Here is a 23,743-nt window from a genome sequence, read left to right as displayed (position 1 = left end):
AACTCGCGGATCTCCGCCGCGTTGAACCCTGGGCTGATTGACATTTCCCATGCCTCCTACTGCTTGTGAAGTGGCTCACAAGCAGCTTGACGCAGAGGGCACAACCCGGTTTTGCCGGTTTTAGGGCCTGAATCGGCAAAATCTCCGTCGAATTGGTTCAGTTTGCGCTGGGGGAGGGCACCGCGTAATGTTGGACGCTGCTGCGCATATCTGTGCGTGCACTGCTGGTTCGCTCGCTTCCGCTTCGCGGGAGTGTCGTCATGCCAGCCGACAAGAGATCTTGGGAAGGGCATTCGCCCTTCGGTATTGGAGGAGAACCATGGCAGCTACTTGCCAGGTGACCGGAGCCGTCCCCGGCTTCGGACACAACATTTCGCACTCGCACCGACGCACCAAGCGTCGCTTCGACCCGAACGTTCAGACCAAGAAGTACTACGTACCGTCGCTTCGCCGCAACGTCACGCTGACCCTGTCCGTCAAGGGCATCAAGGTGATCGACGCTCGTGGCATTGAATCGGTCGTCAAGGACCTTCTCGCTCGTGGGGAGAAAATCTAATGGCCAAGCAGCATGACGTCCGCCCGATCATCAAGCTCCGTTCGACGGCCGGCACCGGTTACACCTACGTGACCAAGAAGAACCGTCGCAACGACCCCGACCGTCTCGTACTCAAAAAGTACGACCCCGTAGTGCGCAAGCACGTTGACTTCCGTGAGGAGCGCTAAAAATGGCGAAGAAGAGCATGATTGCCAAGAACAACCAGCGCAAGGTTATCGTCGAGCGCTACGCCGCGAAGCGCCTTGAGCTCAAAAAGGCCCTCGTCAACCCGGCCGGCACCGATGAGTCCCGCGAAGCTGCTCGCCTCGGCCTGCAGAAGCTTCCCCGCAACGCGTCGCCGGTTCGCCTGCGCAACCGCGACGCGGTCGATGGACGTCCCCGTGGACACCTCAGCAAGTTCGGAATCTCGCGCGTGCGTTTCCGCGACATGGCTCACCGCGGCGAACTGCCCGGCATCACCAAGTCCAGCTGGTAACACCGCACCAAGCCGCTTAGGCGGTCATTCGGAACCTCGGTTCTGAAGCGAGAGGATGTCGACTCCGGTCGGCATCCTCTTTTTTTCGCCCACAGCGAAAATGAAGCCGTTACGGCAGCCAAACCGGCTGGAAACGCCGCAAATCCGCGGAATTCCGCGGTTGTCTGCTAGATTCAACCCGGTCCAACCGGCCAAACGGAGTCGCTCCTCGGAGCGTCGCCCGCAATACGTGAATCCCTGTTTTTACAGACAAAGGTCCGAGGAGGACACTCAATGGCTGACAAGTCGCTGAACAAGACCGAGCTCGTTGCCAAGGTTGCCGCAGACTCTGGCCAGAGCCAGGCTGCAGTTGACAGCGTTCTGAACGCTTTCTTTGCAACTCTCGCCGACACCGTCGCGAACGACGGCAAGGTCACGATCCCGGGCTGGCTCGGAGTCGAGCGCACCGCTACCGCAGCGCGCACCGGCCGCAACCCGCAGACCGGCGAAGAGATCGCCATCGCCGCGGGCCACCGCGTCAAGCTGACCGCTGGTAGCAAGCTCAAGGCTGCCGCCAAGTAGGTCGCGAACCAAGAAAGCAGGGCGTCGGCTTCGGTCGGCGCCCTGCTTTCGTCTGTGACGTCACACGTCAGCGAGCCTCGTGCAGCGTGCGTCCACCGGGCACGGTTAGGCTGAGTCAGTGCTTCGTCTCGTGCGTATCTCCGGTCCGGCAGTGCTCCTGCTGGTCGCGACGCTGGCGACGCTCGTAGCGCTAGCCTACGGCGGCGGCGCTTCGGCGCAACTGCTGGCCGATCCGGGACCAGTCGTGCGGTGGGGTCTCCCGCTGGCCAAGCTCCTCGTCAACCTCAGCGCCGCCGGCACCATCGGCGCCCTCGTGCTCACCCTTTTCGCCCTGAGCCCTCGGGAACCCGAATACAACGCGGCCCTCGATTTCGCCGCTGGGTCCGCCGCTGTCTTCACCGTGGCATCCGCCCTCACCGGTTTCTTCACCTTCCTGCAGGTGACGACCATTCCGCTCAGCTTCGATGACCGGTTCAGCGCCACCGCCGGACAGTTCTTCAGCGACATCGAGATCGGCCAGGCCTGGCTGATCACCACCCTGATCGCGGCCTTCGTCACCGTCTTGTGTTTCGCGGTGCGTTCACTGACCGGGCTCGTCTTCGTCACGGTCCTCGCCGTGGGTGCCCTGGTGCCGATTGCACTACAGGGGCACGCGGCCGGCGCCGAGGGGCACGACGTGGCCATCACCGCCCTGGGTCTGCACCTGGTCTTCGCCGCGGTCTGGCTGGGCGGGCTGCTGACCATCATCGTGCTGCGCAAGCAGTTGGCCGGCGGCCGCCTCGATCCGGTCATCGCGCGCTACTCCTCGCTCGCCCTCGTTTCCTTCATCGTCGTCGCTGCGTCCGGCTACGTCGGCGCCGAACTGCGGTTGGGTGCCTGGGACCGGCTGCTCTCGCCCTATGGCATCCTCGTTCTGGTCAAGGTCTTCGCCCTCACCGTGCTCGGCGCGTTCGGCGTGCTGCAACGCCGGTACGTGATCGGGCGGATGCTGCGGAGCACCCCCGCAGACGCCCAGACCCCCGCACCCCGCCGGAGCGTCTGGTTCTGGTGGCTCATCGTCACGGAACTGGCGTTCATGGGGCTCGCCTCCGGGGCTGCCGCCGCCCTCGCCAAGACCGCGACGCCGGTCGAGCAGATCACGGCGACCGAGATCCCCACCTCGACGCCCGCCCAGATCCTGACCGGCGAGCTCCTGCCGCCGCCGCTCACTTTCAGCCGCTACTTCACCGAGTGGAACTTCGACCTGGCCTGGGTGCTGTTCTGCGCGTTCGGCATCTTCTTCTACGTGTCCGGGGTGCGCCGCCTGGCCCGCCGCGGCGATAAGTGGCCCGTCTTCCGCACCGTGCTCTGGGTGACCGGCATGCTGATCCTGTTCTACATCACCAACGGCGGCGCGAACCTCTACGCGAAGTACCTCTTCTCCTCCCACATGCTCATGCACATGGCCCTGACCATGCTCGTGCCCGTCTTTCTGGTTCCCGGGGCGCCGGTCACTCTCGCCGCCCGGGCCATCCGCAAGCGGCAGGATGGCAGCCGCGGCGCCCGCGAGTGGATCCTGTTGGCCGTGCACTCGACGTACGCGGGGTTCCTGGCCAATCCGCTGGTCGCAGCCGTGCTCTTCGCCGGTTCACTCTGGGTGTTCTATTACTCCTCGCTATTCAGCTGGGCGACGACCGACCACATCGGCCACGAGTGGATGATCGTGCACTTCCTGATCACCGGCTACCTGTTCGTGCAGTCGCTGATCGGCATCGACCCGGTGCCCTACCGCCTGCCCTACGCCGGCCGCCTGCTGCTTCTTCTGGGCACGATGGCCTTCCACGCCTTCTTCGGTGTCACCATGATGACGGGCACCGGGCTGCTCCTCTCCGACTGGTACGGGGCCATGGGGCGCGATTGGGGGCTCAGCGGCATCGAGGACCAGCAGATGGGCGGTGGCATCGCCTGGAGCGTCGGCGAGATCCCAACGATCGCCCTGGCCATTGCGGTGGCCATCCAATGGAGCCGCAGCGACGAGAAGGAAACCCGCCGCAAGGACCGAAACGCCGCCCGCACGGGCGACGCCGAACTGCTCCAGTACAACGCAGGCCTGGCCCGCCTCGCCGCGCACGACCGCTCGGAGTAGCAAGAAAGCGTTCAGCAGGGCAGCCGCCGCCGGTCAGCGCAGCTGGAGGGCGAGCGACCCGTCCGAATTCACGGTCACGCTGATCGCGACTGCAAAGGCCACGTCCTCATCCCGCACCTCGACATCGCCGTCGAAAAGCGACTGCACCTCCACCACGATGTGCGCCTGCCCCTCGGTGTCGGGCATCTCGAAGGTGGAGTCGCCGGCCACGAGGGTGACTGGGGGATACTGGGCGATCGACCAGATCGGGTCGTCCCGCACCCGGTCGTTGATCTCGATGCCGAATGGGCAGTTCGTGGGCTGCAGCACCTGTTGCGTGGTGCAATCGTCGAGGAAACGGTCCAGCTCGGCCTGGACCTGACCGATGAATTGGGCGTTGGGCTGGGCGTCGACCGTGACATCCGTCACCCCGGACGCGACGACCGGCACCGTCTGCGAGGCCGCGTCGAGCAGGGTGGAGGAGTGCTCGAACGAGTAGAGGGCTGGTGCGAAGGCCAGGTAGGCCGCCTGGTTCGAGAACGTTTCCGGCGCGCCATCGGCGGCGTGCGCACGCGTGTCGAGGGTCAGCCTGTTCACCGAGAACGTGGCCTGGTGCAGCACGTTCACTCGCAGCACGGCCAGCGGGCTGGTGGTGAAGCGCCAGCTGTCGAAAACGACGAAGAACGTGCCGGCGCTCTCCACCTGGAAGGTCATCGCCGCGGGTGTGCCGTTCAGCCGGAACTCGTAGTCGACCGTGTGCCGTCCATCGGCCGACTCGTCGTCAGCGGTCAGACGGATGTCGGTGAGCTCCCCCAGCACGGAGTTCCGCAGCAGGGTGTCCGGCAGGTCCTTCGGCAGCGCGGCCGCTTCGAGCTCCGCAGCCGTGGGTCTGACCCCGGGAAGCAGCAGCGCACCGGCGGTGTCTTTGCGGGCCAGGGCGTCGAGATACTGCCCCACGAAGCTGCCGGCGCTGTAGAGGTCGCGGTTGAGCGACCCGATCGTCGCGACCAGGCCTGCGCCGAGGAGGGCGGCAACGATGACCACGGCCACGATGGCGCGCCGCTCGTTACGCCGGCGCCTGCCGTCCCGGTTACTCACCCCCACATCCTACGGGGCCGGTTCTCCACCAACCCGTAGACCGGGGCCGACGCGTGCAGCCGGGCCGGATACAGTGGTATGTCCCGTCCGCACCCCATCGAAAGTGCCCCCCCGTGTCTGAGATTCCGCTGTCGCGCGAGCAGGCCGAAGTGTTCGAGGCCATCGAGGGAACCCGGCAGAACGTGTTCGTGACCGGGCGCGCCGGCACCGGCAAGTCGACGCTGCTCAATCACCTCGCCTGGAACACGAGCAAGCAGATCGTGATTGCCGCTCCCACCGGGGTGGCGGCCTTGAACGTCGGCGGCCAGACCATCCACTCCCTGTTCCGCCTGCCGATCGGCGTGATCGCCGACAACGCGATCGACCAGTCCGACCAGGTACGCAAACTGCTCAACACGATCGACACGGTCGTCATCGACGAGGTGTCGATGGTCAACGCCGACCTAATGGATGCGATCGACCGCAGCCTGCGTCAGGCGCGGCAACGGCCGAACGACACGTTCGGCGGCGCGCAGATCGTGCTTTTCGGCGACCCGTACCAGCTGGCCCCGGTCCCGGGGGATTCCGACGAGCGTGCCTACTTCGCGGACACCTACCGGTCGATGTGGTTCTTCGACGCGAAGGTCTGGCAGGGGGCCGACCTGCGCATCTTCGAGCTCACCGAGGTGCACCGGCAGCGCGACGCCGACTTCAAACACATGCTCAACGCGGTGCGGCACGGGCAGGTCACGGCCGAGATCGGCGGCGCGCTCAACGCCGCGGGCGCCCGCACCCCGCCGAGGGAGGGCGTGATCACGCTGGCCACCCGCAACGATTCCGTGAACCGGATCAACGCATCCGCTCTCAAACGCCTCCCCGGCAAGGCGCTGACCGCCAAGGCCGACGTCACCGGCGACTTCGGCGGGCGCACATTCCCCGCCGACGAGGTGCTCGAGCTGAAGGTCGGGGCGCAGGTCATGTTTCTGCGCAACGACTCCAACCAGGACGGCGGCCCGCGCTGGGTGAACGGCAGCATCGGCACCGTCACTCGGGTCGATTCGACGGTGTACGTGGACATCGACGGCGAAACGCACGAGGTCGAACCGGCGGTGTGGGAGAAGTTCAAGTACACCTACAACCCGACCACGAAGAAGCTGCGCAAAGACGTCGTCGCCGAGTTCACGCAGTTCCCGTTGCGGCTGGCGTGGGCGGTCACCATCCACAAATCGCAGGGCGCCACCTATGAACGCGCGGTCGTCGACCTCGGCGCGCGCGTGTTCAGTCCCGGCCAGACCTATGTGGCCCTCAGCCGGCTGACCAGCCTGGACGGCCTTTATCTGACCCGTCCGCTGCGCCCGAGCGACATGATCGTGGACGAGAACGTGCAGCGGTTCATGCGCGGCCCGCGCCCTACCGAGACCCCCTGCCCGGTCACCCTCGCCGACTAGCCCCGTGTTTACCGCCGCGGCTGCCCTTCTCGCGGCTGCCTCTCCCGCCGCTGCCTACGAACCAATTCGACGGAGATTTTGCCGAAAACGGTGCAGAACAGCCCAAAACTAGAGTCTCTAGCCCAAAATCACCGTCGAATTCGTTAGGGACGAGGGCGGCAGTAGGGGCAAGAGCGAGAGCCGGGGGGCCGCCGGCAGCAATACGGTGCGGCCGGACGGCGGCGTGGGTACACTCCCTCGTGCAGGGGCGCTCCTGTGTGGGCCGCGACGCGACGGGGGTCAGGCGATGAAGCTCGGACAGGCACCGATCAGCCAGGCCGCAGCCGGCCTTGTACCAGCCGGCTCCTCACCTCGTCACGCGAGCCCCCGCACACGCCACCACCGCGTGCCGGCTCTCGTCGTGAGTGCCGCCCTCGTGCTGACGGCGTGCACCGCGGCGACGGATGCGTCCCCGGAGGCCCGCGCGCAGGCGGCGGCCCCGTTCTCGTCCAAGGTCACGTCCCGGCTGGATGACGTGCTCGCCGAAGCGAAGACCCTGTCCGGTTCCTCGGGGGCCATTGCCGGTGTCTGGGCGCCGTGGGCCGGCACCTGGGTCGCGTCGCCCGGGTCCGTCTCGAGGACGACACCGGGTGCCCTCACCCCGGAGATGCGATTCCGGATCGGCACCAACACGACGGCGCTCACCTGCACGGTGCTGCTCCGGCTCGTCGAGGAGGGGCAGGTGCGCTTGGAGGATCCGGTGTCCGACTACGTGCCCCGGGTGGTGGGGCTGGACAAAATCACCCTCGGGCAGCTTTGCCGCAACACGTCCGGCCTGGCCGATCACGCCTCCCTGATGGCTCCGCAGATTATGGCCAACCCCAGTCGCAAATGGTCGACGCGCGAAGTCATCGCGAGCGGCACGGGCGCACCTCGGGTGGCGCTGCCCGGCGGAATCTGGTCCGCGTCGGATACCGGGGTCGTGCTGCTCGGTCTCGCCCTGCAGCAGGCAACCCGACGCGACTGGCCGTGGCTCTACCGGCACTACGTGTTCGAACCGCTGGGCATGACGAACACCAGCCTGCCATCGCCGGGCGAGCTTGCGATCCCGGGGCCGAGTCCCCGCGGCTATGCCGCGGCCCTTGATCCGGTCGGCAGGGCCCGCTGTGGGAGCGTGCTCGATGTAACGCAGCTGTCGCCCTCGGTGGGCGGAGTGGCGGCGGGGGCGGTCTCGAACCTCGACGACCTGAAGATCTGGGCGCAGGCGCTGGCCGCGGGGACCCTCCTGTCGAAAACATCGACGGATGCGCAGTGGGCGCCGGTTCTGCCGGGTGCCGGAGCCCTCTCCTGGCATCGACACGGCCTCGGGGTCGAGCGGTTCGGCCCGCTGCTCGGTCAGTCCGGGGAGATCCCCGGTTTCATTTCGGCGGCGATGGCCGACCCGGTCAGCGGACTCACGGTAGTGGTCGCCTTCAACAATTCGACCTCCGGCCGCGGGTTCGCCGAGGCGGTCGCCCGCCGACTTGCCGCGGTCGCCGGCGCTGCGCCCGCGTCCGGAGAGGTGCCGGCACCCCAGCTGAACCTGCCCTGGACCGAAAACCAAGTCGCCGGCGAAATCCGGGCTGTCGCCGTCTGCGGATCGCAGCAGCCGGACTAGAAGGGCTGCCGGGCCCAGCGAGACCCGGGAATTATCTTTGGCCCGCAGCCGGTCAGTGGTGGGAGTGCGGTGCGCCGGGCAGAACGGCGGGGCCCGAGTGACCGGGGGACCCGTGCGGGACCGCCTGCGTGCCGGCATCCGTCGCGGCCAGGGCCGGAGTGGTCAGGCCGGAAACCAGCAGGCCGCCGAGCGTCAGCGCGGCCAGGAAACGCCAGCCCTGCGGTGCGGGTTCGGTCGCCCCGGTCACCCCGGCAGGAGTGTCGAATGCCGCCGCCCGGCATCTGGCACGCCGCCGGGTGAGGGCAAGGGAGACGGCCACGAACACGCCGAACAGGGTGGCGATGGACATCGGGAAGACCGGCAGCACTGTGGCGTCGGCTGGCACCGCCGAGGTGCTGCGGAGCGCCACCATTGCAGCCCAAACGACGCCCGGGAGAAGGGCGGCGACGAGGGCCTGGTTCGGCCAAAGATGCCTTCCTCGCACGAGCGTCGCCACACCCCAGCAGAGCTCGGCGACGCCGAGCCCGACGAAGGTGACGGCGAGCAGGGCTGGAGCGCCGGCGCCCACGGCCAGGTGAATAATCCCTGCCCCGAGGGCGGCGAAAGCGATCCAGAGGCGCGTGATCTGCGTCATGGGATTCCTGTCCGCGGTGTGGGTGGCGCGCGTGGGCTAGACGGTGACCGTGCGCGGTACGGTCTTGTCGGCTGCGAGACCGGCTCCAAGCAGCACGATGGCGCTGGTCAGATGCAGGAAGTGGTCGGCCGTGTTGAGGGCGAGGATGTTGAGCGCGGTGTCGGCGATGAAGAAACCGACAATTCCGAGGAGCAGGTACACCGCACCGACCGTGGTGTTGACGGCCTTCGCGGCGGGGGCCGTGGCTAGACCGGCGATCAACAGTGCTGCGCCGATCAGGAGGTGGGCCGTGTTGTGGAGAGGGTTGACCGCGAAGATGCCGAGAAGCAGGCCGCCATCGGTGGCGAAGAAGTCGACGCCGCCGGTCACGAAGAAACCGAGCACGCCGACCAGAACGTAGACGGCACCGAAAACAGTGGCAATGATGCGGTTGGGGGATGTACGCATGAGAAGACCTCCAGTAGATGTCACGGTGCATCCGTGCTCGCCAATTGTTCGGAATCAACGACGGTTCGGTTTGGCCGGGCACCGGTGCGTAGCCGTGACCGCCGGATAGGATCACCGGATGGGAATCAGCGCGGATACAAAAGATTGGACCTGGGTGCTGGAGCGCCCCTGCCCGGAGTGCGGTTTCTCCGCCGCCGACGTCGATTTCGCGCACATTCCGCGGCTGGTGCGCGAGAACGCGGCCCGCTGGCAGCCGGTGCTGCAGCGAACGGATGTCGCGTCGCGCCCCGACGAGCAGACCTGGTCTGCCCTGGAATACGCGGCCCATGTTCGCGACGTGTTCCGCATCTTCGACGAGCGTCTCACCCTCATTCTCGCCGAGGACGACCCGGCTTTCCCGAACTGGGACCAGGACGCCACCGCGGTGATGGAGCGCTATAACGAGCAGGAGCCGGCGGTCGTGGCCCGCGAACTCGCCGAGGCCGCGGCATCCGTCGCCGGCTCCTTCGCCGCCGTTTCGCCCGCAGACCAGGGCCGAACCGGTCGCCGCAGCGACGGTGCCCGGTTCACCGTCACCACGATGGGGCAATATTTCGTGCACGATCCGGTGCACCACCTGCACGACGTCGCCGGCGACTGACGCCACCGGCACGCAGAATACCGGCAATCGGTTGTCAGCAGGCACAAGTCAACAAAAAAAAGCACGAACGAACCGGCGCACCCCCTAATAGTGCGCCCGTTCGTTCGCGCTTGTCGCGCTGCCGTGACTTAGGCCCGGCGACGACGCCCCGTGAGAGCGCCGTAGATCACGAGAACGATGACGGAGCCGGCGATGGCGAGAAGCCAGGTCGAGATGTCGAAGAAGTTCTCGAGACCGGTGCCGAAGATGACCGAGCCGAGGAAACCACCGAGGAACGCGCCGAGCACGCCGAGGATGAGGGTGATGACCCAGCCGCCGCCCTGGTTGCCCGGCAGGATTGCCTTGGCGATTGCGCCGGCGATGAGTCCGAGAATAAGGAATCCGATGAAGCCCATAATTTGTCCTTGCGTCTTTCTGTTGTTTGCGAACTGATGAGGGTAAGTTCTGGTCAAGTGGAGAAAAGAGCCGGACTAGTCCGGGGTGTCTGCCTCGTCGACGTCCGCGACCGTGTCATCTGACGCCTGGTGCACGTCCTTGACGGTCACATCGACCGAGGTGACCTGCATGCCGACGATTGTCTCGATCGCCGTCTCGACCGCGTTGCGCACTGCGCCCGCGACCTTCTGCAGTTCGTGCGGGTACTCGACGACGATGGAGATCGCGATGGATGCCGCGGCGCCCTCGGTGGTGACGCTCACCCCGGGGGAGAGGTCGGCGACGCTGAGGGCTTCCCGGATGGCGCCGAGAGCCCTGGCCGCGCTTCCGCCGAGCGCGTGAACGCCCGGCACCTCGCGTGCGGCGATGCCGGCTACCTTCGCGACGACGCCATCGGCGATGACAGTCGTCCCTGGTCCGGTTGAAGGGACGGCTGGTCGTGCGGAGGTCGTCTGTTCAACGATGGCGTGCTCCAATCTGTCGCGGCGCGTGGCACGAGCCGGGCGACACTAGTATGACGTGGGTCGACGGGAATTCGTCACGCTAGCGCCGAAAGAAAGTTTTTGCGGGGCAGTCCCGAAGGTCGGTTCTCAGGCCGAAACCGCGAACACGACGGTCGTCGTGTGGCTCTGGCCAGCGTCCAGACGTACCTGGTCCCGGCGCACGTTCGCGGTTTCCACGCAGACCATGCCGGGCCACTCGTCGTCGCCGAAGTCGCTCATCCGGGCGGCCTTGTCGGCCCAGGGGTTCCAGACCACGGTGCTGTCGGATCCGTCGGATTCGATCGTGACGGTGCGGCCGTCCGGGTCGGCGACGGTGGCGCTGCCGCGGCTGCCCAGATAGAGGCGGTCCGTCTCGGTGCCGAAGCCCAGGGGGTTGTTCTCCGCGGGCTCGGTCAGAGCGGTCAGCTGGTTCAGGAACGCGGTGCCCTGCAGCCCCGAGACCGTCGTGCCGCGCACATCGCTCACTCGCAGATAGGTGTGCAGCGCTTCTTCGTAGCTGAGCGCATCCGTCTCCCGGTTGGTCACCCGGAGGGCGAGGGTCAGGCGGGCGCCGACGGTGACCGTGTAGCGGGCCTCGAAGCGGTGGGGCCAAGCCGAGGTGCGTGTGGCGGGAGTGTCGGTGAGGCTGAAGGTGAGCACGACGTCGTCGTCGGATTCGTGGGCATCCACGAGCTCCCACTCGATCAGGCGGGCGAAACCGTGCGACGGCGCGGCCGGGTCGAGCGCGTTCGCACCGAACCAGGGGAAGCAGATCGGCACGCCGCCGCGGATCGCGGCGGTGGCCTCGAACCGGCTCAGGTCGCTCAGGAAAAGCACTGGCCGGCCGCCGGCCGGGGTGAAGTCGGTGACGTGCGCGCCGTGCAGGTAGATCTCGGCGGAGCCGGCGCGACCGACCACTCTCACCACGGTGAGACCACCGCGGCCCTCTCCGATTCGAACGGATGCGGGCAGAGACCTGGGTGCAGCGCTTACGGAGGACATGAGCCCATTTTCGCGCTTCCCGCGACCGAGCGCCTAATGCCGATCGACGCCCCGCTGGGCAGGGTCACTGAAATCGCCTTCGACCCGAACCACTAGGCGCCATGGATGAGCAGGGGGAGTGACCACAGCGGCTGACGTGACTCCTCGAGTCGCGTCGGCCGCTGTGTCAGCCGGTCAGGCCCCCGCCCAGAGGCGGTCAATCGCGCAGGTACTGCTCCAGGCACGGCACCTTCAGCAGGGCCAGTGCGCGCTTCTCGATCTGGCGCACCCGTTCCCGGGTCACGCCCTGAACGACGGCGATCTGGTCCAGCGTTTGGGGCGCGCCCCCGTCGAGACCGAACCGGGACATCAGGATCGACCGCTCCCGCGGCGGCAGGGCACTCATGTAGAAAACGATGTCCGAAGCCCGCATGGTGAGCACGGCGTGCTCCTCGGGCTGGGGCAGGTCGTCGTCGATGATCAGCTCGGAGATGTCGCCGAGACCGTCGCCCACCGGCGACTGCAGGGACATCGGCTCGTTGTCATAGCGCAGCAGGCGCATCACGTCGGCCGGCAGGATCTGCGAGGCCTCGGAGAGCTCCGCCACGGTGGGTTCGCGGTCGAGGGTGCTGGTGAGGTCTCGGCGGATGCGCTTGATCTTGTTGAGCTTCTCCGCGGTGTGCACGGGGATGCGGATCATGCGGGATTTGTCGGCCATGCCGCGGTGGATGGCTTGGCGGATCCACCAGGTGGCGTAGGTGGAGAATTTGTAGCCGGTCATGAAGTCGTATTTTTCGACGGCGCGGACGAGGCCGATGTTGCCGTCCTGCACGAGGTCCATGATGGGCATTCCGCGTCCGGAGTAGTGCTTGGCGATGCTGACCACCAGGCGCAGATTCGCTTCGATGAAGTGGTTCTTCGCGCGGCGGCCGTCATGGGCAAGCCAGGCCAGCTCGCGGAGGAGAGAGGGTTCAATTTCGCCCTGCTCGCTGCGTTGCTCGGCGAACAGGCCGACTTCGATGCGTCTGGCCAGGTCGACCTCGTCCTCGGCGGTGAGGAGCGAAACGCTGCCGATTTTTCTCAGGTAGTCGCCGAACGCGTCCGTCGCTGCACGGTTATACGTGGCAACGGATGATGCATGTGCGGTAATGGTCATGGGTTCCTCCAGTTCGGGCTGGAACATCAGTACATATCCTGGGCGGGACTGCGTCGAGGGCCTTGACTCGGCCGGGAAGAAACCGAATAATGCTCGAGAACTGAATCAACCGTGCAGGGCGACATAGGTGATCAGGTCTCGCACCGTTGTGACAACCGCGTAGTCGCGCTCGGGGATGTCAACGCCTGTCGCCTCGTGGATCGTCTCGATCAGCCGCATGAAGTCCAGCGAGTCGAGTTCCAGATCCTGGCGCAATCGCGCGCCCTCGTCGAGATCGTCGGTGTCGACATCCGGCGCCACCTGGCGGATGGCCGCATACACGGCCGCTCGGGCCTCCTGTTCGGTCTGTTCGGTCATAGCTCCTCCGGGTTCTGCAACAGTTCGTCGATCCGGGCGAGGAATCGCCCGCCGCGCAGTCCGTCACTGACGCGGTGGTCGGCGGCCAGGGTGGCCGTGATGGCGGGACGCGCGCCGAGCAGGCCGTTCCGGGCCCACGGCTCCTCCCGCACCCGGCCGAAACCCACCAGGGCGACCTGTGGCGGGTAGATCGCGCCGAAGACGCTCTCGACGCCGAGATCACCGAGATTGGTGACGGTCAGGGTCGGGTCGGCCATCTCCGCGCGCTGCAGCCGGTCGCCGCGCGCCCGGCTCACCAGGTCCCGCAGCTGTTTCATCAGCACCTCCAGCGGCAGGGTGTCCGCGTCGTGCGCGGTCACGGCGTCGTGCACGTGGATGGCGCCCTTCGGGGTGCCGGTGATGCCGCTCGTGAAGTGCAGCAGAGCCATGTCCTCGCCCTGGGTGGCGGCGATCTCGCCGTAGGGCGGGGCCTCCCGCAGCAGGGCCGCCAGATCGAGCGTGCCCGGGTCCGGATGGCCGTCGGCGTCGACCAGCAACACGTGCCGCAGGTCCGGCAGCTGGACCCGGATCGGCGCCACCTTCTTGCGGTACAGCGCCCGCGTTGTGACCAGGGCCCGGCCGCCGCCCAGCTGGAGCCGTTGGCGTACCGGCTCCGGCCCGAAGGCGGAGAACAGCGGGCAGAAGACGCTGGCATTCTTGAACGTGCCGAGCACCGCGACGTAGAGCGCGGGAACGCGGCCGAGGAGGGAGAAGACCCGGTCGCCCCGCCCGATGCCGAGGCCCCGCAGCACGCTGGCGAAGCGGCCGGTCTGCTCGGCGAGCTCTGCATAGCTCAGGGAGTGGGTCGTGCCGTCGCCGCGCACGAAGCGCAGGGCCTCGTGAGCGGCCCTGGCACCGGCGGCATGCCGGTCAACCGCCTCGTTGGCGATGTTGAGCCCCCGATTGCCGGGCAGCCCCGAAAGAGCGTGGCGGGCCTCGTCCCAGGTGAAGGTGGCGCAGGTCTCGTCATAGTCGACGAGGTTGGGCGGCACCGTGAGGGCGCGAACATTCTTGGGGATGGTGGGCCAGCGTGTCGAGGCTTCGGTTCCTGCCGTCATGCAGCCCATGAGACCCCCGCGGGCGCGTGGGGCATAGGGTATCGCCATGGCCTCCTTTGAGCGGATTGTCGACGAGGGCGTTCTCATCGGGCTCTCCGCGGTGCGCATGGCCGTGAAGAACCACATCATCGTGGGGGCGCTGCGCGAGCACCGCGACTTCGCCGATGCCGATTACACCGCGGCCGTCCGCTCCGAATTGGTCCGGCTGGCGACGCAGAACGAGGAAGATGCCGAGCGTGTCGGCCGGCAGCGGAAAGTCCTGGGCCGGCAGCGGAGCGCGTTCGAGATCACCGACGATGACAGGCTCCACGTGCGCCACCTGGCCTTGCGACGGCGTGTGCACCTGAAGCTCGCCGGTGCCCTACGGGCCGTGGCCGTCGACGACGAGCAGGTCGCCGACCTGCTTGAGCGGGCCCGCACGGACGCCAGCGAGGAAATCGGCGCCGCGCTCGCCGCCCGGCTGGTCGAACAGGTTGTCGACCGCCGGGAGCCCGACTACGCGCAGCGGCGGGCGGAACGGGTGCGGACTCTGGTGAACACCGATCTGGCGGCGCTGATGTCGAACCGTCGGGCAGCGCTGGATTCCGGACGCTGACGGTCCCCTTAGCGGGCGGTTCGTGGCTGGACCTTCTTCACCACGCTGGACTTCAGCCGCATTGAGCCGAATCCGTCCACCTTGCAGTCGATGTCGTGGTCGCCCACGCCATCCAGCAGACGGATACCCCGCACCTTCGTGCCCACCGTGATGGCGGTCGCGCTGCCCTCGTGCGTGGGTTAGGCCCGGCCGAGCCGACACATGTGGCCAACTCAGGACATCCGTCAGCCAAGTCCATCGGCCGCCACGGACCAGTGCGGAACCGGGGCGGATGTTCGGCCCGGCCGGACGGATCTCCTGAATTGGCCACAACGCGCGCCGGATGAGTGGCAGCGCGTGCGCGCTTCGAACCTCCATCAGCCGCTCCACCCCGTATCCCGGACGAATTCGACGGAGAGATTTTGCCCAAAAATGGCCGTAAATCCTGAGAAGAAGCCGACTTGCACCAGAATCTCCGTCGAATTGGCTGGACGCCGGGCAGGGAGTCCCTGTGATGAGCAGCATTAACTCGGTGCGCTGAGCTGTGATCTTTCGAGAGCGACACAACCAATCGATTCGGATCGCTCGGCTACCGGTGCATTTCGGTCTTCTGGATCTGCCACTCGAGGTCGTCGGGGGACAGGTTGGCGTTCTTGAAGGCATCCGTCAGCGGCAGCTGCAAACGCAGGTCGGTGCCGAGGCACAGGGCAGCGGTGCCGGAGCGCAGCTTGAAGTCGAGCACGTGGCCGCCGGCCGTGCGGTCGTCGGTCAGGAAATGCGTGTGGCAGCCGGGCACGCCGATCCCCTGCTCGTAGAGCGGGGTGCGGAAGCCAGCCACGACGCCCGAGACGTCGTGCAACTCAATGATCGCGTCCTCGTCGGTTGCCTCCACCATGGGGCGGTAAGGCTTCTCCTGCTTGACGACCGTGCGCATCCGGATCCACTCGAAGTCGCCGTCGATGCGCAGGGCGTACATGTAGTTCTGCGACGCCGTCAGCTTGTCGATGAACTTCGACGCCTCCGCGCGCACGATGTTCTGCGGCAATTGGCTCTCGATATGAGGCACGAAATTCGTGACGACGGCGTAGGGCGTGTGCGCGCCCAGGTCGGCCTTCGACACCCCGCCGTCGGCCCGCAGCTGGTAGCAGGTGCCGTCGATGATCAGCATTTCACCGTCCAGTCCGTTGAACGTGCCGAGTCCGAAACTGCCGCGGCCGAGCAGGTCGCGCACGGTCATCTCGTCTTCGTAGACGCCGTCGAGCAGCGCGCTCATCAGGCTCGTCTGGAAAATTTCGTGTCGGGTGACAGTGAATTTGCTCATTGCAGCACATCGCTTTCCAGATCGGCCATCAGGTCATCTCTATTGTTGCGGTAGTCGACGTGCACGTCGATGATGCTCGGGCCGGGTTCGGCCAGGGCCTGCGCCAGGATGCCGGCGAAGTCGTCGAGGTGCGTCACCCGGTGGCCGTGGGCGCCGAACGATTCGGCATAGGCGACGGCGTCGTAATCGCCCAGCTGCACGCCGGAGGTGCGCCCGTATTTGCCCATCTGCTGGAACGCCACCATGTCGTAGGTGCCGTCGTTGAAGATGATGTGGGTGAACGTCGAGCCGAGCCGCACGGCCGTCTCCAGCTCCATGGCGGAGTAGAGAAAACCGCCGTCGCCCGACACGGACACGACTGGTGTGCCCGGGCGAACCAGGGTCGCGGCGATCGCCCAGGGCAGGGCCACGCCCAGGGTCTGCTGGCCGTTCGAGAACAGCAGGGTGCGCGGGTGGTAGGTGCGGAAGTGCCGGGCCATGTAGATGTAGTGGGAGCCCACGTCGCAGAGCACCGTCGTGTCATCCGGGAGCAGTTCGCGCATCATCAGGGTGAGGTCGGCCGGGTGCACGCCCTCGGACTCGTCCCGGCGACCGGTGGGCTGGTCGGCGTGCGCGAGGCGGGCGCGCTGCTCGGCGACCTCGGCCGCGGCGGCGACCGGCATCGACAGCCCGTTGATCTGGCGGGCGAGGGCGTCGAGGGTCTCGGCGACGTCGCCGCGCAGTTCGAGCGTGGGGCGGTAGTAGTCGTCGAGGTCGGCGGAGAGTTCGTCGAGGTGGATGATCACGCGCAGGTGGTCTTTGTTCCACTTCGACGGTTCGTACTCGACGAAGTCGTAGCCGACGGTCAGGATCACGTCGGCCTTGTGCAGAAGGATGTCCCCGGGCTGGTTGCGGAACAGGCCCACGCGTCCGAGGTAGTGCTCTTCGAGCTCGTGCGAGATGACTCCCGCGGCCTGGAACGTCTCGACGACGGGCAGTCCGGCGACGCCCAGCAGGCGGTGCAGCGCCGCGACGGCCTGGTCCGAGCCGGACCGCGCGCCGGCGAGGATGACCGGGAACTGCGCATCCTTCAGCAGGGCGGCAGCGCGCTGCACGCTCTTGGAGGGTGCGGCGCCCAGCTGCGGCACCCAGTGCGGATGCGTCATCGACACGGTCGTCGAGTCCGTGAGCACGTCGTAGGGGAGAACAACCGCGGCGGCGCCCTTGGGCTCCTGGGTTGCATCGCGGAACGCGTTCGCGATTGCTTCCGGCACGTTGTCGGCGACACTCACCTCGCCGGCGGACTTGGTCACGGCGGACAGCATGCCCACGGCATCCATTGTCTGGTGGGTACGCTTCAACCGGTCTGCGCGCGGAACCGCGCCGCAGAGGGCGACCACCGGGTCGCCTTCGGTCGTCGCCGTCAGCAGGCCCGTCGCGAGGTTGGAGGTGCCTGGGCCGCTCGTCACCAGGACGACGCCCGGCTGGCCGCTCAGACGCCCGACGGCCGCGGCCATGAAGGCCGCATTCTGCTCGTGACGCACCACGATCACCTCGGGTCCGTCGTCGATGAGAGCGTCATAGACCGGGTCGATCTTGGCGCCGGGAACGCCGAAGACCCACTGCACGCCGTAGGCCTTCAGGCATTCCACCACGCGTTCGGCGGAGCGGGTGGACGGAGCGGGGGTGCCGGCGTCAGAGCGCACGAGCGTGGTCTCGGTTGTGTCGTCGTCGCTCTGGAGCGATGAAGTAGTGGTCATTGTGATGCCTCCCGGATCGCCGTTCTGAATCGGTCTCCCTTCCATCGTCGCTGCTCATTCAATAAGAAGCAACGCCGAGTAGCGATGCAAACGATCTGAAAATGAGATGCTTAGGCCCATGGAATTGAGACAGCTCGAATTCTTCAGCGCCGTCGCCGGTGAGTTGAGCTTCACGCGCGCCGGGGACCGGCTCACCATCGCCCAGTCAGCCGTCTCGGCCGGCATTCGATCGCTCGAAAGCGAATTGGGCGTCGAACTGTTCGATCGCAGCCGCCGCCAGATCAGGCTCACTACGACTGGCGAACTGCTGCTTCCGAAGGTGCGAGACGCCCTCGACGCCGTGAACGAGGTGCGCGACGCCGCCCAGGACGCCACCCGCGCCGTCACCGGGTCCATCGTGATCGGGCTGATGACCTCGGTCACGCTCGTCAATGTGCCTCGGCTGCTCGGTCTCTTCCGCGCCGGCCATCCGGGCGTCGGCGTGCGGCTGCGCGCGGCCCGGCGGGGGTCGGCCGGGCTGGTCGACGAGCTCGTCTCGGGCGAACTGGACCTGGCCTTCCTCGCCCTCAGCGGCCCGGCGCCGACGGCGCTCTTGGCCGTGCCGATCGCTTCGTCGCCGATGGTGCTGGTGGTGCCGAAAGGCCACCGGCTCGCCTCCGCGTCGGCCGTGGGCCTGGGCGACCTCGTGCCGGAGGAGTTCATCGATCTGCCGCCCGGCTACGCCAGCCGTCAGATCGTGGACGATGCCTTCACCGCTGCCGGCCTCGAGCGGCGGGTGATGATCGAGGTCTCCGATATCGGAACGGCCGCCGAATACGTGACCAACGGCCTCGGAGTGGCCCTGTTGCCCGAATTTACCGCCCACGACGCGCTCGACGTGCACCGGCTTCCCGTGGCGAATCTGCCCGATTTCACGGTGTACCTGGCGGCCTCGCGCAAGCGGCGCGCGTCGGCTGCCGTGCGCGCGTTCGTGGAGCTCGCGCTCACCGCCGACGAGGCGCGCGGCTGATGCGAGGCGGGGCCGACAGGGTGCGTCAGTTGCCCCCGCGCAGGGCGACGATCGGCTCGATATTCGACGCCTTCAGGGCTGGGTAGACCCCGGCGGCAAGGCCGACGACGGCCCCGAGCAGCGCCGACCCGGCTGCGAGCCAGGGGTCGACGACCGGCGCCCACTGCTGAATGGCCGACACGATCACCACCGCGAAGACCCCGAGTGCGGCTCCGATCAGGCCGCCGAGTAGGCCGATGACCACGGATTCGACCATAAACTGGCTCGAGATGTTGCGCTTGGTGGCGCCCAGGGCCCGGCGCAGCCCGATCTCGCCCACCCTTTCCATCACCGACAGCAGGGTGACGTTCGCGATCCCCAGTCCGCCCGCGACGAGGGCGAGCACGCCGAGAATCAGGAAGATGACGTTCACGTCGGCCTGCACGTTCTCGCGCAGGGCGGACCTAGCCGACGGGGCCTGTACCTCGAAGTTCTCCGCAGCGTTGGGGTCCAGGGCGATCGGAGCCTGTTCCGCGACCACTTTGCCGGCGCCGAGAGCGATCCGGATCTGCAGTTCATCCGGGCCGGTCAGGCCGAAGTCGGCGCGCGCGGTGCCCATCGGCACGACCACCGCGTCGAGCAGGTCGGAGCGTCGCTCCATCCCCTCGATGATGCCGATCACGGTATATGAGGAGTCGCCGATGAAGATGGAGGGCTGGCTGTCGACGCGGTTGATGCCCAGGCGCTCAGCCGCGCGCAAACCGAGCACCGCCACCCGATCGGCCCTGGCATCGTGGCCGGTGTCGAAGTACCGGCCGGTCACGATGTTGCCGCGAACCGCGTCGAGCAGTCCGGGGGAGGTGGCCATCAGCGATGGGCCCAGGGTTGCCGGTTCCGACGGGTCGTTGACCGGCACCGCGGTGATGGTCACGGCATCGAGGGGCACCTCGCTGACGAGGCCGGCCAGCTCCACCCCGGCCAGGCGGCTGACCCGGTCCGGGGCATCCCAAGGCAATCGCCCGGTCGCGCGCTCCGAGCCGTTCATCCCGTCGGTGCTCCCCGGCTCGATCACGACCTGGGTGGCCGCGACCGCGTCGAATTGGCGAGCGATCTGGCCGGCCGCCGTCTGGGCGAATCCGATTGTCACCACCAGGGAGGCGATCCCGATCGTGGTCCCGAGCGTGGTCATGATCAGGCGGGTGGGGCGCGCCCCGATGCCATAGCCGGCCTCGACGATGAGGTCCTGCACCGAGAACCGGTCGGCGCGGGTGATGGCCGGCGCGGCCCCGCGGTCACCGTCGCTTACCGGGGCCGGAGCGCTGCTCGCTCGACGGTGGTTCGGCATCCGCAATTTCATGTCGTTTCGCTCACGCGGCCGTCGGTGATGCTGATGGTGCGCCCGGCGCGATCCGCCACGGCCCGGTCGTGGGTGATGACGATGAGCGTGAGGCCGTCGGCGTTCAGCTCCTCGAACAGGTCCATGACCTCCCCGGAGGTGGAGGCGTCGAGGTTGCCGGTCGGCTCGTCGGCCAACAGCAGCTGGGGCGAGGCCACCACGGCCCGCGCGACCGCGACCCGCTGGCGCTCGCCGCCGGAGAGAGTGCCGGGCAGGAAGTCGATCCGGTGGTCCAGGTGCACCCGGTGCAGGGCGGCGCGGGCCCGTCGTTCGCGGTCGGCGCGCGGAACTCCGCTGTAGATCGTGGCCAGCAGCACATTGTCGAGCACCGAGCGGTGCGGCATGAGGTGGAAGGCCTGGAACACGAAGCCGATCTTGCCGCCCCGCAGCGCCGCGCGTTCCGCCTCGCCGGCCAGACCCGTGAGCGCTCCGTCGAGGTAGTACTCGCCGACGCTCGGTCGGTCGAGCAGGCCGAGGATGTTGAGCATGGTCGACTTGCCCGACCCGCTCGGCCCGACGATCGAGAGGTAGTCCTGCTTCTCTACCCGCAGGTTGATTGATTTGAGCGCCTGGACCTCGGGCGGGCCGGGGAAGGAGCGGGTGACGTCGATGAGCTCCACGACGGCCGGTCGGCTCATCGCCCGACCACGACGAGGTCCCCTTCCTCGAGGGAACCGTCGACCGCCTGCACCTCGACGAAACCGTCAGCCGCGAGCCCGGCGCTCACCTCGACCAGCACGGTCTTTTTTCCGGAGCCGGTCGACACCTCGACCCGGGATTCCCCGCCCGGGCCGGCGGTAAGCGCGGCCAACGGCACAGCGAGCACCTCCCCGTCGGTGGAGCTGACCGGGATGGTGACCCGCAGGTTGCTGCCCTGGATGCTCTGGAGCTGCCCGGGTGTGAGGTCGTCGGGCGTGAGCAGGATGGTGAAGCGTCCGCTCGCCGCATCCGTTCCCTCTTTAGCCTCGGCCACGGCGACGGATGTCACGGTGGCGCCGTGCTCGGAATCGTCCTGCATCGAGAGCACGGCGGCGTCGCCGACCTTCATGAGTTTGGCATCGCTCGCCGAGGCGGAGGCGCTGATCTGGATCGTGGCACCGGAGACCCGCATCACGGAGCCCGTGATCGAGGTGCCGCGGGATACGGTGACCTCGTCGACCCGGCGGGGGAGACCCGGCAGGTACAGGATTTCGCTGGCCGGCAGATAGGTCATGGTGGCCTCGTTCGCCGTGGCGAGCGCGTCACGCGCGCTCGTCGCCTGTTGTTCGGCGGACCGCAGGGCGGATGTCTCGGCCGTGGTGTCACGAGCCGCGAGCACCGAATCGCGCCGGGTTTTCGCGAGGGTGAGGGCGTCCGCGGCATCCGCGATCGCATCGGGTTCTCCGCCCGTCTTCGCCGCGGCGAGGGCGCGCTCGCTGCTGCGCACGAGGTTGTCCTGCTCAACCCGGTCCACGGCGGACGGGCCGGATCTCACCAGGGCGAGGGACTGCGCGGCCAGAGTCACGCCGTCCTCGGCCGAGCGTACCTGGTCCGTGGCGGACTGCACCGCCGCGGCGACGCCCTCCGGTGCCTCGGGGGACGGGTAGCCGATGCGTTCATACAGGGTCCGCACGCCGGTTGCCGTGTCGGCGTCGAACCGATTGGATGTCTCGTCCCCGGCTTCGATGCCCACCGCTTCAAGTCCCAGCTTCAGCTGGAGCACGTCCGGGCCCGCCACCCCAAGGCGCAGGGTGCGGTAGACCGGCAGATCGCCGGGAAGCACGATGACCGGCCGGCCGGCCACCTCGAGTGCGATCGCCGCCGCCTCGAGGGTCGCCCCGACATCCGGGACCTGGCCGGTGACGATCGCCGGACCGCCGAGGTCGCCGGTTTCGATGGTCACCTCTACCGAGTCCGCGTAGGTGGCGTCACCGCGGATCGTGATGTCGTTGCCGAGCACCTTCTTCTCCACCGGAACCGTGATCAGGCCGGGTTCGGGAGCCGTGGCGTTGTTCGCGGCATCCGCCGGCGACACGACGAACCGGCCGAGCACGAGCCCGGCCGCCAGAGCCACGACGGCGATGGCCGACACAACCCAGATTGTGCGGTTCCCGTTCAGCAACCGTCCCCAGCCCTGGCTGCGCGTGGACACGCCCGCATCGGCAGCCTCGAGGTCACCGATCCCCGGCAGGTCACCGGCTCCCGGCACGTTCGGGCTGCCCTCTGCGAATCGTTCGGACACTACTCACCCTGCTTGTAGTCGGCGGAGAACGCCTCAAGCTCGGCCTTGTGGTCAGCCACGAACTGCTTTTCCAGCGCGAATTGCAGCTTGAGCATCGCGGCGGTGTAGTCGACCTTCTCGCTGCAGGTGAAGTCGGCGAGAGCGATCTCGATCTCGCCCTCGCGCACCTCGGCGAGGTCTTCGTCACTCGGGGCCTCGCCGGTCTCGTTGTTGTACAGGACGTTCGACAGTTCGCTCGCCGCGTTGATGGCGTCCTGCTTGGCGGAGAAGTCGGGGTTGCCCGAGTCCGCCATGCACGACGCCCATTCGGCGTCGAGCGCCTGAACGCCGGGATCCTTCGCCAGGTTCTCGTAGAGCTTGCTGATCGCGTCGAAGAGCGGCTTGTGGGTCTTGTCCTCGTAGGGGTTGTCGCCGTTGATTTCGTGCTGGGCTGCCCCCGAGCATCCGGCGTCTTCCCAGTTGTACTCCGACGAACCGTCTTCGTTCGTCATGTCTTCCGTCTGCGGCGGGCCGTAGAGCACTTCGTAGAACGCGCTCTGTTCGGTCTCCGAAAGCGAGGCGACGTAGTTCTGGTTGGGGTCGACGTAGGCTTCGGACTGCTCCTGCTGGGCCGCGATTTCCTCAGGGCTCTGGGTCATCCCATAGCCGTTGGCCGCGACCCATTCCTCGGTCTCACGTTCCTCCATGTCGGCGTCGTCGAACGACATGTTCTGCGACTGGTCGACGGGGATGTAGTCGAAGCCCTCCTCGGCCATGCAGGCCGCGGTTGCCTCTTCGGACTTCTTGGAGTCGGCGATCGCCTGCTCCTCGTCGTAGTCGCCATAGGCGGCGGACAGGTACTTATTGAGCGGGCTGTCCTCGTAGGTGAGCTCGCCGCCGGCCCCGGTTCCGCCGCCGGCATCCGACGCGCACCCGGTCAGGCCCAAGGCGGCGACGGCCATTGTCGCGATGAGTGCGGTCTGCAAACGACGATTCATTGTTCTCCCTTGACGCGGTGGTTGGGGAAAAAAATCGGCCCAAAAATCGGCCCAAAAATCGCCCCGTCAAGCCCCCCGCGATAAACATACCGTTTCCGCGAAAAATAACTCATCATCGCGGCTTTTAAGTTATCGGGCGGTGAGGAGAGCCTCGACCGCCGGCGCCGTCTGATCGAGGTGACCCTGAACGTTACTGCGGACGTGACACCGACCGTTCGCTGCACGCAGCTGACCGAGCGAGTCCGAGATCGTCGGGCCTCAACGCCGGCCCGAACGAATTCGACGGAGTTTTTGGCCGAAACGGCCCGGAAACCCGAAAAAATGGTCCCATATACGAGAATCCCCTCTGCGTCAAGCTGCTTGTGAGCCACTTCACAAGCAGTAGGAGGCATGGGAAATGTCAATCAGCCCAGGGTTCAACGCGGCGGAGATCCGCGAGTT

The 23,743-nt window shown here is 67.2% G+C and carries 25 protein-coding genes and 1 pseudogene; 10 read left to right on the top strand and 16 right to left on the bottom strand.

Features of this window, described 5'->3' with window-relative positions:
* Positions 1-319: 319 nt before the first annotated feature.
* The 5 genes from rpmB to E3T40_RS03210 all read left to right on the top strand — a co-directional run bounded on the left by rpmB (position 320) and on the right by E3T40_RS03210 (position 3,717).
* Positions 320-556 carry a 50S ribosomal protein L28 gene (rpmB, locus tag E3T40_RS03230; RefSeq protein ID WP_104099753.1) on the top strand — a complete coding sequence of 79 codons (237 nt, stop codon included), beginning with the start codon at positions 320-322 and terminating at the stop codon, positions 554-556.
* Entirely contained in the window at positions 556-723 is a 168-nt protein-coding gene (gene rpmG, locus E3T40_RS03225) for a 50S ribosomal protein L33 (RefSeq protein WP_104099752.1), read from the top strand. The genes rpmB and rpmG overlap by 1 nt, the downstream gene beginning before the upstream one ends.
* 2 nt (positions 724-725) lie before the next feature.
* Entirely contained in the window at positions 726-1,031 is a 306-nt protein-coding gene (rpsN, locus tag E3T40_RS03220) for a 30S ribosomal protein S14 (RefSeq protein WP_104099751.1), read from the top strand.
* 273 nt (positions 1,032-1,304) lie between these two features.
* Entirely contained in the window at positions 1,305-1,592 is a 288-nt protein-coding gene (locus tag E3T40_RS03215; RefSeq protein WP_104099750.1) for an HU family DNA-binding protein, read from the top strand.
* Positions 1,593-1,710: 118 nt separating this feature from the next.
* Positions 1,711-3,717 carry a cytochrome c oxidase assembly protein gene (locus E3T40_RS03210; protein ID WP_174843639.1) on the top strand — a complete coding sequence of 669 codons (2,007 nt, stop codon included), beginning with the start codon at positions 1,711-1,713 and terminating at the stop codon, positions 3,715-3,717.
* Positions 3,718-3,750: 33 nt separating this feature from the next.
* Here E3T40_RS03210 and E3T40_RS03205 read toward each other — a convergent pair whose 3' ends face one another.
* The gene (locus E3T40_RS03205; RefSeq protein ID WP_134542639.1) at positions 3,751-4,794 is read right to left on the bottom strand and encodes a hypothetical protein; all 1,044 of its coding nucleotides are present in this window, start codon (positions 4,792-4,794) and stop codon (positions 3,751-3,753) included.
* Positions 4,795-4,907: 113 nt separating this feature from the next.
* Here E3T40_RS03205 and E3T40_RS03200 point away from each other — a divergent pair, with 113 nt between their 5' ends.
* Positions 4,908-6,221 carry an ATP-dependent RecD-like DNA helicase gene (locus E3T40_RS03200; RefSeq protein ID WP_104169825.1) on the top strand — a complete coding sequence of 438 codons (1,314 nt, stop codon included), beginning with the start codon at positions 4,908-4,910 and terminating at the stop codon, positions 6,219-6,221.
* Positions 6,222-6,507: 286 nt separating this feature from the next.
* On the top strand, positions 6,508-7,857 hold the full coding sequence (locus E3T40_RS03195) for a serine hydrolase (RefSeq protein WP_134542638.1): 1,350 nt from the start codon (positions 6,508-6,510) through the stop codon (positions 7,855-7,857).
* Between the two features lie 52 nt (positions 7,858-7,909).
* On the opposite strand, the gene E3T40_RS03190 is transcribed toward E3T40_RS03195, so the two are convergent.
* Entirely contained in the window at positions 7,910-8,491 is a 582-nt protein-coding gene (locus tag E3T40_RS03190; protein WP_104169823.1) for a hypothetical protein, read from the bottom strand.
* 36 nt (positions 8,492-8,527) lie between these two features.
* Positions 8,528-8,938 carry a DUF4383 domain-containing protein gene (locus E3T40_RS03185; protein WP_104099744.1) on the bottom strand — a complete coding sequence of 137 codons (411 nt, stop codon included), beginning with the start codon at positions 8,936-8,938 and terminating at the stop codon, positions 8,528-8,530.
* A 118-nt stretch (positions 8,939-9,056) separates the two neighbouring features.
* Between E3T40_RS03185 and E3T40_RS03180 the strand changes: the two genes are divergently transcribed.
* Positions 9,057-9,578, top strand: coding sequence for a DinB family protein (locus E3T40_RS03180; RefSeq protein WP_134542637.1), 522 nt, complete (start codon positions 9,057-9,059; stop codon positions 9,576-9,578).
* Between the two features lie 128 nt (positions 9,579-9,706).
* Here E3T40_RS03180 and E3T40_RS03175 read toward each other — a convergent pair whose 3' ends face one another.
* The 6 genes from E3T40_RS03175 to E3T40_RS03150 form a co-directional block, all read right to left on the bottom strand.
* Positions 9,707-9,973 (bottom strand): GlsB/YeaQ/YmgE family stress response membrane protein, encoded by a 267-nt coding sequence (locus E3T40_RS03175; protein ID WP_104099742.1) that lies wholly within the window; start codon positions 9,971-9,973, stop codon positions 9,707-9,709.
* A 75-nt stretch (positions 9,974-10,048) separates the two neighbouring features.
* On the bottom strand, positions 10,049-10,489 hold the full coding sequence (locus tag E3T40_RS03170; protein ID WP_104169821.1) for an Asp23/Gls24 family envelope stress response protein: 441 nt from the start codon (positions 10,487-10,489) through the stop codon (positions 10,049-10,051).
* A gap of 114 nt (positions 10,490-10,603) precedes the next feature.
* A complete protein-coding gene (locus E3T40_RS03165; RefSeq protein WP_104169820.1) occupies positions 10,604-11,497 on the bottom strand; it encodes a D-hexose-6-phosphate mutarotase in 894 nt (297 codons plus the stop codon).
* A 196-nt stretch (positions 11,498-11,693) separates the two neighbouring features.
* Entirely contained in the window at positions 11,694-12,632 is a 939-nt protein-coding gene (locus tag E3T40_RS16590; RefSeq protein ID WP_104194766.1) for an RNA polymerase sigma factor RpoD/SigA, read from the bottom strand.
* Between the two features lie 105 nt (positions 12,633-12,737).
* Complete coding sequence (locus E3T40_RS03155; protein ID WP_134542636.1) at positions 12,738-12,989, bottom strand: acyl carrier protein; 252 nt, start codon at positions 12,987-12,989, stop codon at positions 12,738-12,740.
* Positions 12,986-14,086, bottom strand: a complete 1,101-nt coding sequence (locus E3T40_RS03150) for an AMP-binding protein (protein WP_134542635.1) — start codon at positions 14,084-14,086, stop codon at positions 12,986-12,988. The genes E3T40_RS03155 and E3T40_RS03150 overlap by 4 nt, the downstream gene beginning before the upstream one ends.
* A 46-nt stretch (positions 14,087-14,132) precedes the next feature.
* Here E3T40_RS03150 and E3T40_RS03145 point away from each other — a divergent pair, with 46 nt between their 5' ends.
* Positions 14,133-14,681 carry a hypothetical protein gene (locus E3T40_RS03145; RefSeq protein WP_104169817.1) on the top strand — a complete coding sequence of 183 codons (549 nt, stop codon included), beginning with the start codon at positions 14,133-14,135 and terminating at the stop codon, positions 14,679-14,681.
* A gap of 8 nt (positions 14,682-14,689) precedes the next feature.
* Here E3T40_RS03145 and E3T40_RS03140 read toward each other — a convergent pair.
* The 3 genes and pseudogenes from E3T40_RS03140 to alsS form a co-directional block, all read right to left on the bottom strand.
* Positions 14,690-14,851, bottom strand: a pseudogene (locus tag E3T40_RS03140) (PhnA domain-containing protein); the annotation flags it as partial.
* A 398-nt stretch (positions 14,852-15,249) separates the two neighbouring features.
* On the bottom strand, positions 15,250-15,981 hold the full coding sequence (budA, locus tag E3T40_RS03135) for an acetolactate decarboxylase (protein ID WP_104194754.1): 732 nt from the start codon (positions 15,979-15,981) through the stop codon (positions 15,250-15,252).
* On the bottom strand, positions 15,978-17,720 hold the full coding sequence (gene alsS, locus E3T40_RS03130) for an acetolactate synthase AlsS (RefSeq protein ID WP_104194768.1): 1,743 nt from the start codon (positions 17,718-17,720) through the stop codon (positions 15,978-15,980). The genes budA and alsS overlap by 4 nt, the downstream gene beginning before the upstream one ends.
* A gap of 118 nt (positions 17,721-17,838) precedes the next feature.
* Between alsS and E3T40_RS03125 the strand changes: the two genes are divergently transcribed.
* A complete protein-coding gene (locus E3T40_RS03125; protein ID WP_241981653.1) occupies positions 17,839-18,729 on the top strand; it encodes a LysR family transcriptional regulator in 891 nt (296 codons plus the stop codon).
* 25 nt (positions 18,730-18,754) lie between these two features.
* Here E3T40_RS03125 and E3T40_RS03120 read toward each other — a convergent pair whose 3' ends face one another.
* The 4 genes from E3T40_RS03120 to E3T40_RS03105 are packed head-to-tail and all read right to left on the bottom strand — an operon-like array spanning position 18,755 to position 23,302.
* A complete protein-coding gene (locus E3T40_RS03120) occupies positions 18,755-20,053 on the bottom strand; it encodes an ABC transporter permease (RefSeq protein ID WP_166786554.1) in 1,299 nt (432 codons plus the stop codon).
* 8 nt (positions 20,054-20,061) lie between these two features.
* Positions 20,062-20,742 carry an ABC transporter ATP-binding protein gene (locus E3T40_RS03115; RefSeq protein ID WP_104169813.1) on the bottom strand — a complete coding sequence of 227 codons (681 nt, stop codon included), beginning with the start codon at positions 20,740-20,742 and terminating at the stop codon, positions 20,062-20,064.
* A complete protein-coding gene (locus E3T40_RS03110; RefSeq protein WP_233194116.1) occupies positions 20,739-22,325 on the bottom strand; it encodes a hypothetical protein in 1,587 nt (528 codons plus the stop codon). The genes E3T40_RS03115 and E3T40_RS03110 overlap by 4 nt, the downstream gene beginning before the upstream one ends.
* Positions 22,325-23,302 (bottom strand): hypothetical protein, encoded by a 978-nt coding sequence (locus E3T40_RS03105; protein WP_134542633.1) that lies wholly within the window; start codon positions 23,300-23,302, stop codon positions 22,325-22,327. The genes E3T40_RS03110 and E3T40_RS03105 overlap by 1 nt, the downstream gene beginning before the upstream one ends.
* Positions 23,303-23,743: the final 441 nt, after the last annotated feature.

The organism is Cryobacterium sp. TMT1-19, assembly GCF_004403055.1.
In the GTDB taxonomy this organism is placed as follows: Bacteria; Actinomycetota; Actinomycetes; order Actinomycetales; family Microbacteriaceae; genus Cryobacterium; species Cryobacterium sandaracinum.
Note: the sequence above shows the minus strand (reverse complement) of the source record. Positions and strands in the feature narration are given on the sequence as shown.

Excerpts from the sequence above, each read along its gene's own strand:
- rpmB (WP_104099753.1), top strand. The coding sequence starts at position 320 with ATGGCAGCTACTTGCCAGGTGACCGGAGCCGTCCCCGGCTTCGGACAC.
- rpmG (WP_104099752.1), top strand. The coding sequence starts at position 556 with ATGGCCAAGCAGCATGACGTCCGCCCGATCATCAAGCTCCGTTCGACG.
- rpsN (WP_104099751.1), top strand. The coding sequence starts at position 726 with ATGGCGAAGAAGAGCATGATTGCCAAGAACAACCAGCGCAAGGTTATC.
- E3T40_RS03215 (WP_104099750.1), top strand. The coding sequence starts at position 1,305 with ATGGCTGACAAGTCGCTGAACAAGACCGAGCTCGTTGCCAAGGTTGCC.
- E3T40_RS03195 (WP_134542638.1), top strand. The coding sequence starts at position 6,508 with ATGAAGCTCGGACAGGCACCGATCAGCCAGGCCGCAGCCGGCCTTGTA.
- E3T40_RS03190 (WP_104169823.1), bottom strand. The coding sequence starts at position 8,491 with ATGACGCAGATCACGCGCCTCTGGATCGCTTTCGCCGCCCTCGGGGCA.
- E3T40_RS03185 (WP_104099744.1), bottom strand. The coding sequence starts at position 8,938 with ATGCGTACATCCCCCAACCGCATCATTGCCACTGTTTTCGGTGCCGTC.
- E3T40_RS03180 (WP_134542637.1), top strand. The coding sequence starts at position 9,057 with ATGGGAATCAGCGCGGATACAAAAGATTGGACCTGGGTGCTGGAGCGC.
- E3T40_RS03175 (WP_104099742.1), bottom strand. The coding sequence starts at position 9,973 with ATGGGCTTCATCGGATTCCTTATTCTCGGACTCATCGCCGGCGCAATC.
- E3T40_RS03165 (WP_104169820.1), bottom strand. The coding sequence starts at position 11,497 with ATGTCCTCCGTAAGCGCTGCACCCAGGTCTCTGCCCGCATCCGTTCGA.
- E3T40_RS16590 (WP_104194766.1), bottom strand. The coding sequence starts at position 12,632 with ATGACCATTACCGCACATGCATCATCCGTTGCCACGTATAACCGTGCA.
- E3T40_RS03155 (WP_134542636.1), bottom strand. The coding sequence starts at position 12,989 with ATGACCGAACAGACCGAACAGGAGGCCCGAGCGGCCGTGTATGCGGCC.
- E3T40_RS03150 (WP_134542635.1), bottom strand. The coding sequence starts at position 14,086 with ATGACGGCAGGAACCGAAGCCTCGACACGCTGGCCCACCATCCCCAAG.
- E3T40_RS03145 (WP_104169817.1), top strand. The coding sequence starts at position 14,133 with ATGGCCTCCTTTGAGCGGATTGTCGACGAGGGCGTTCTCATCGGGCTC.
- budA (WP_104194754.1), bottom strand. The coding sequence starts at position 15,981 with ATGAGCAAATTCACTGTCACCCGACACGAAATTTTCCAGACGAGCCTG.
- alsS (WP_104194768.1), bottom strand. The coding sequence starts at position 17,720 with ATGACCACTACTTCATCGCTCCAGAGCGACGACGACACAACCGAGACC.
- E3T40_RS03125 (WP_241981653.1), top strand. The coding sequence starts at position 17,839 with ATGGAATTGAGACAGCTCGAATTCTTCAGCGCCGTCGCCGGTGAGTTG.
- E3T40_RS03120 (WP_166786554.1), bottom strand. The coding sequence starts at position 20,053 with ATGCCGAACCACCGTCGAGCGAGCAGCGCTCCGGCCCCGGTAAGCGAC.
- E3T40_RS03115 (WP_104169813.1), bottom strand. The coding sequence starts at position 20,742 with ATGAGCCGACCGGCCGTCGTGGAGCTCATCGACGTCACCCGCTCCTTC.
- E3T40_RS03105 (WP_134542633.1), bottom strand. The coding sequence starts at position 23,302 with ATGAATCGTCGTTTGCAGACCGCACTCATCGCGACAATGGCCGTCGCC.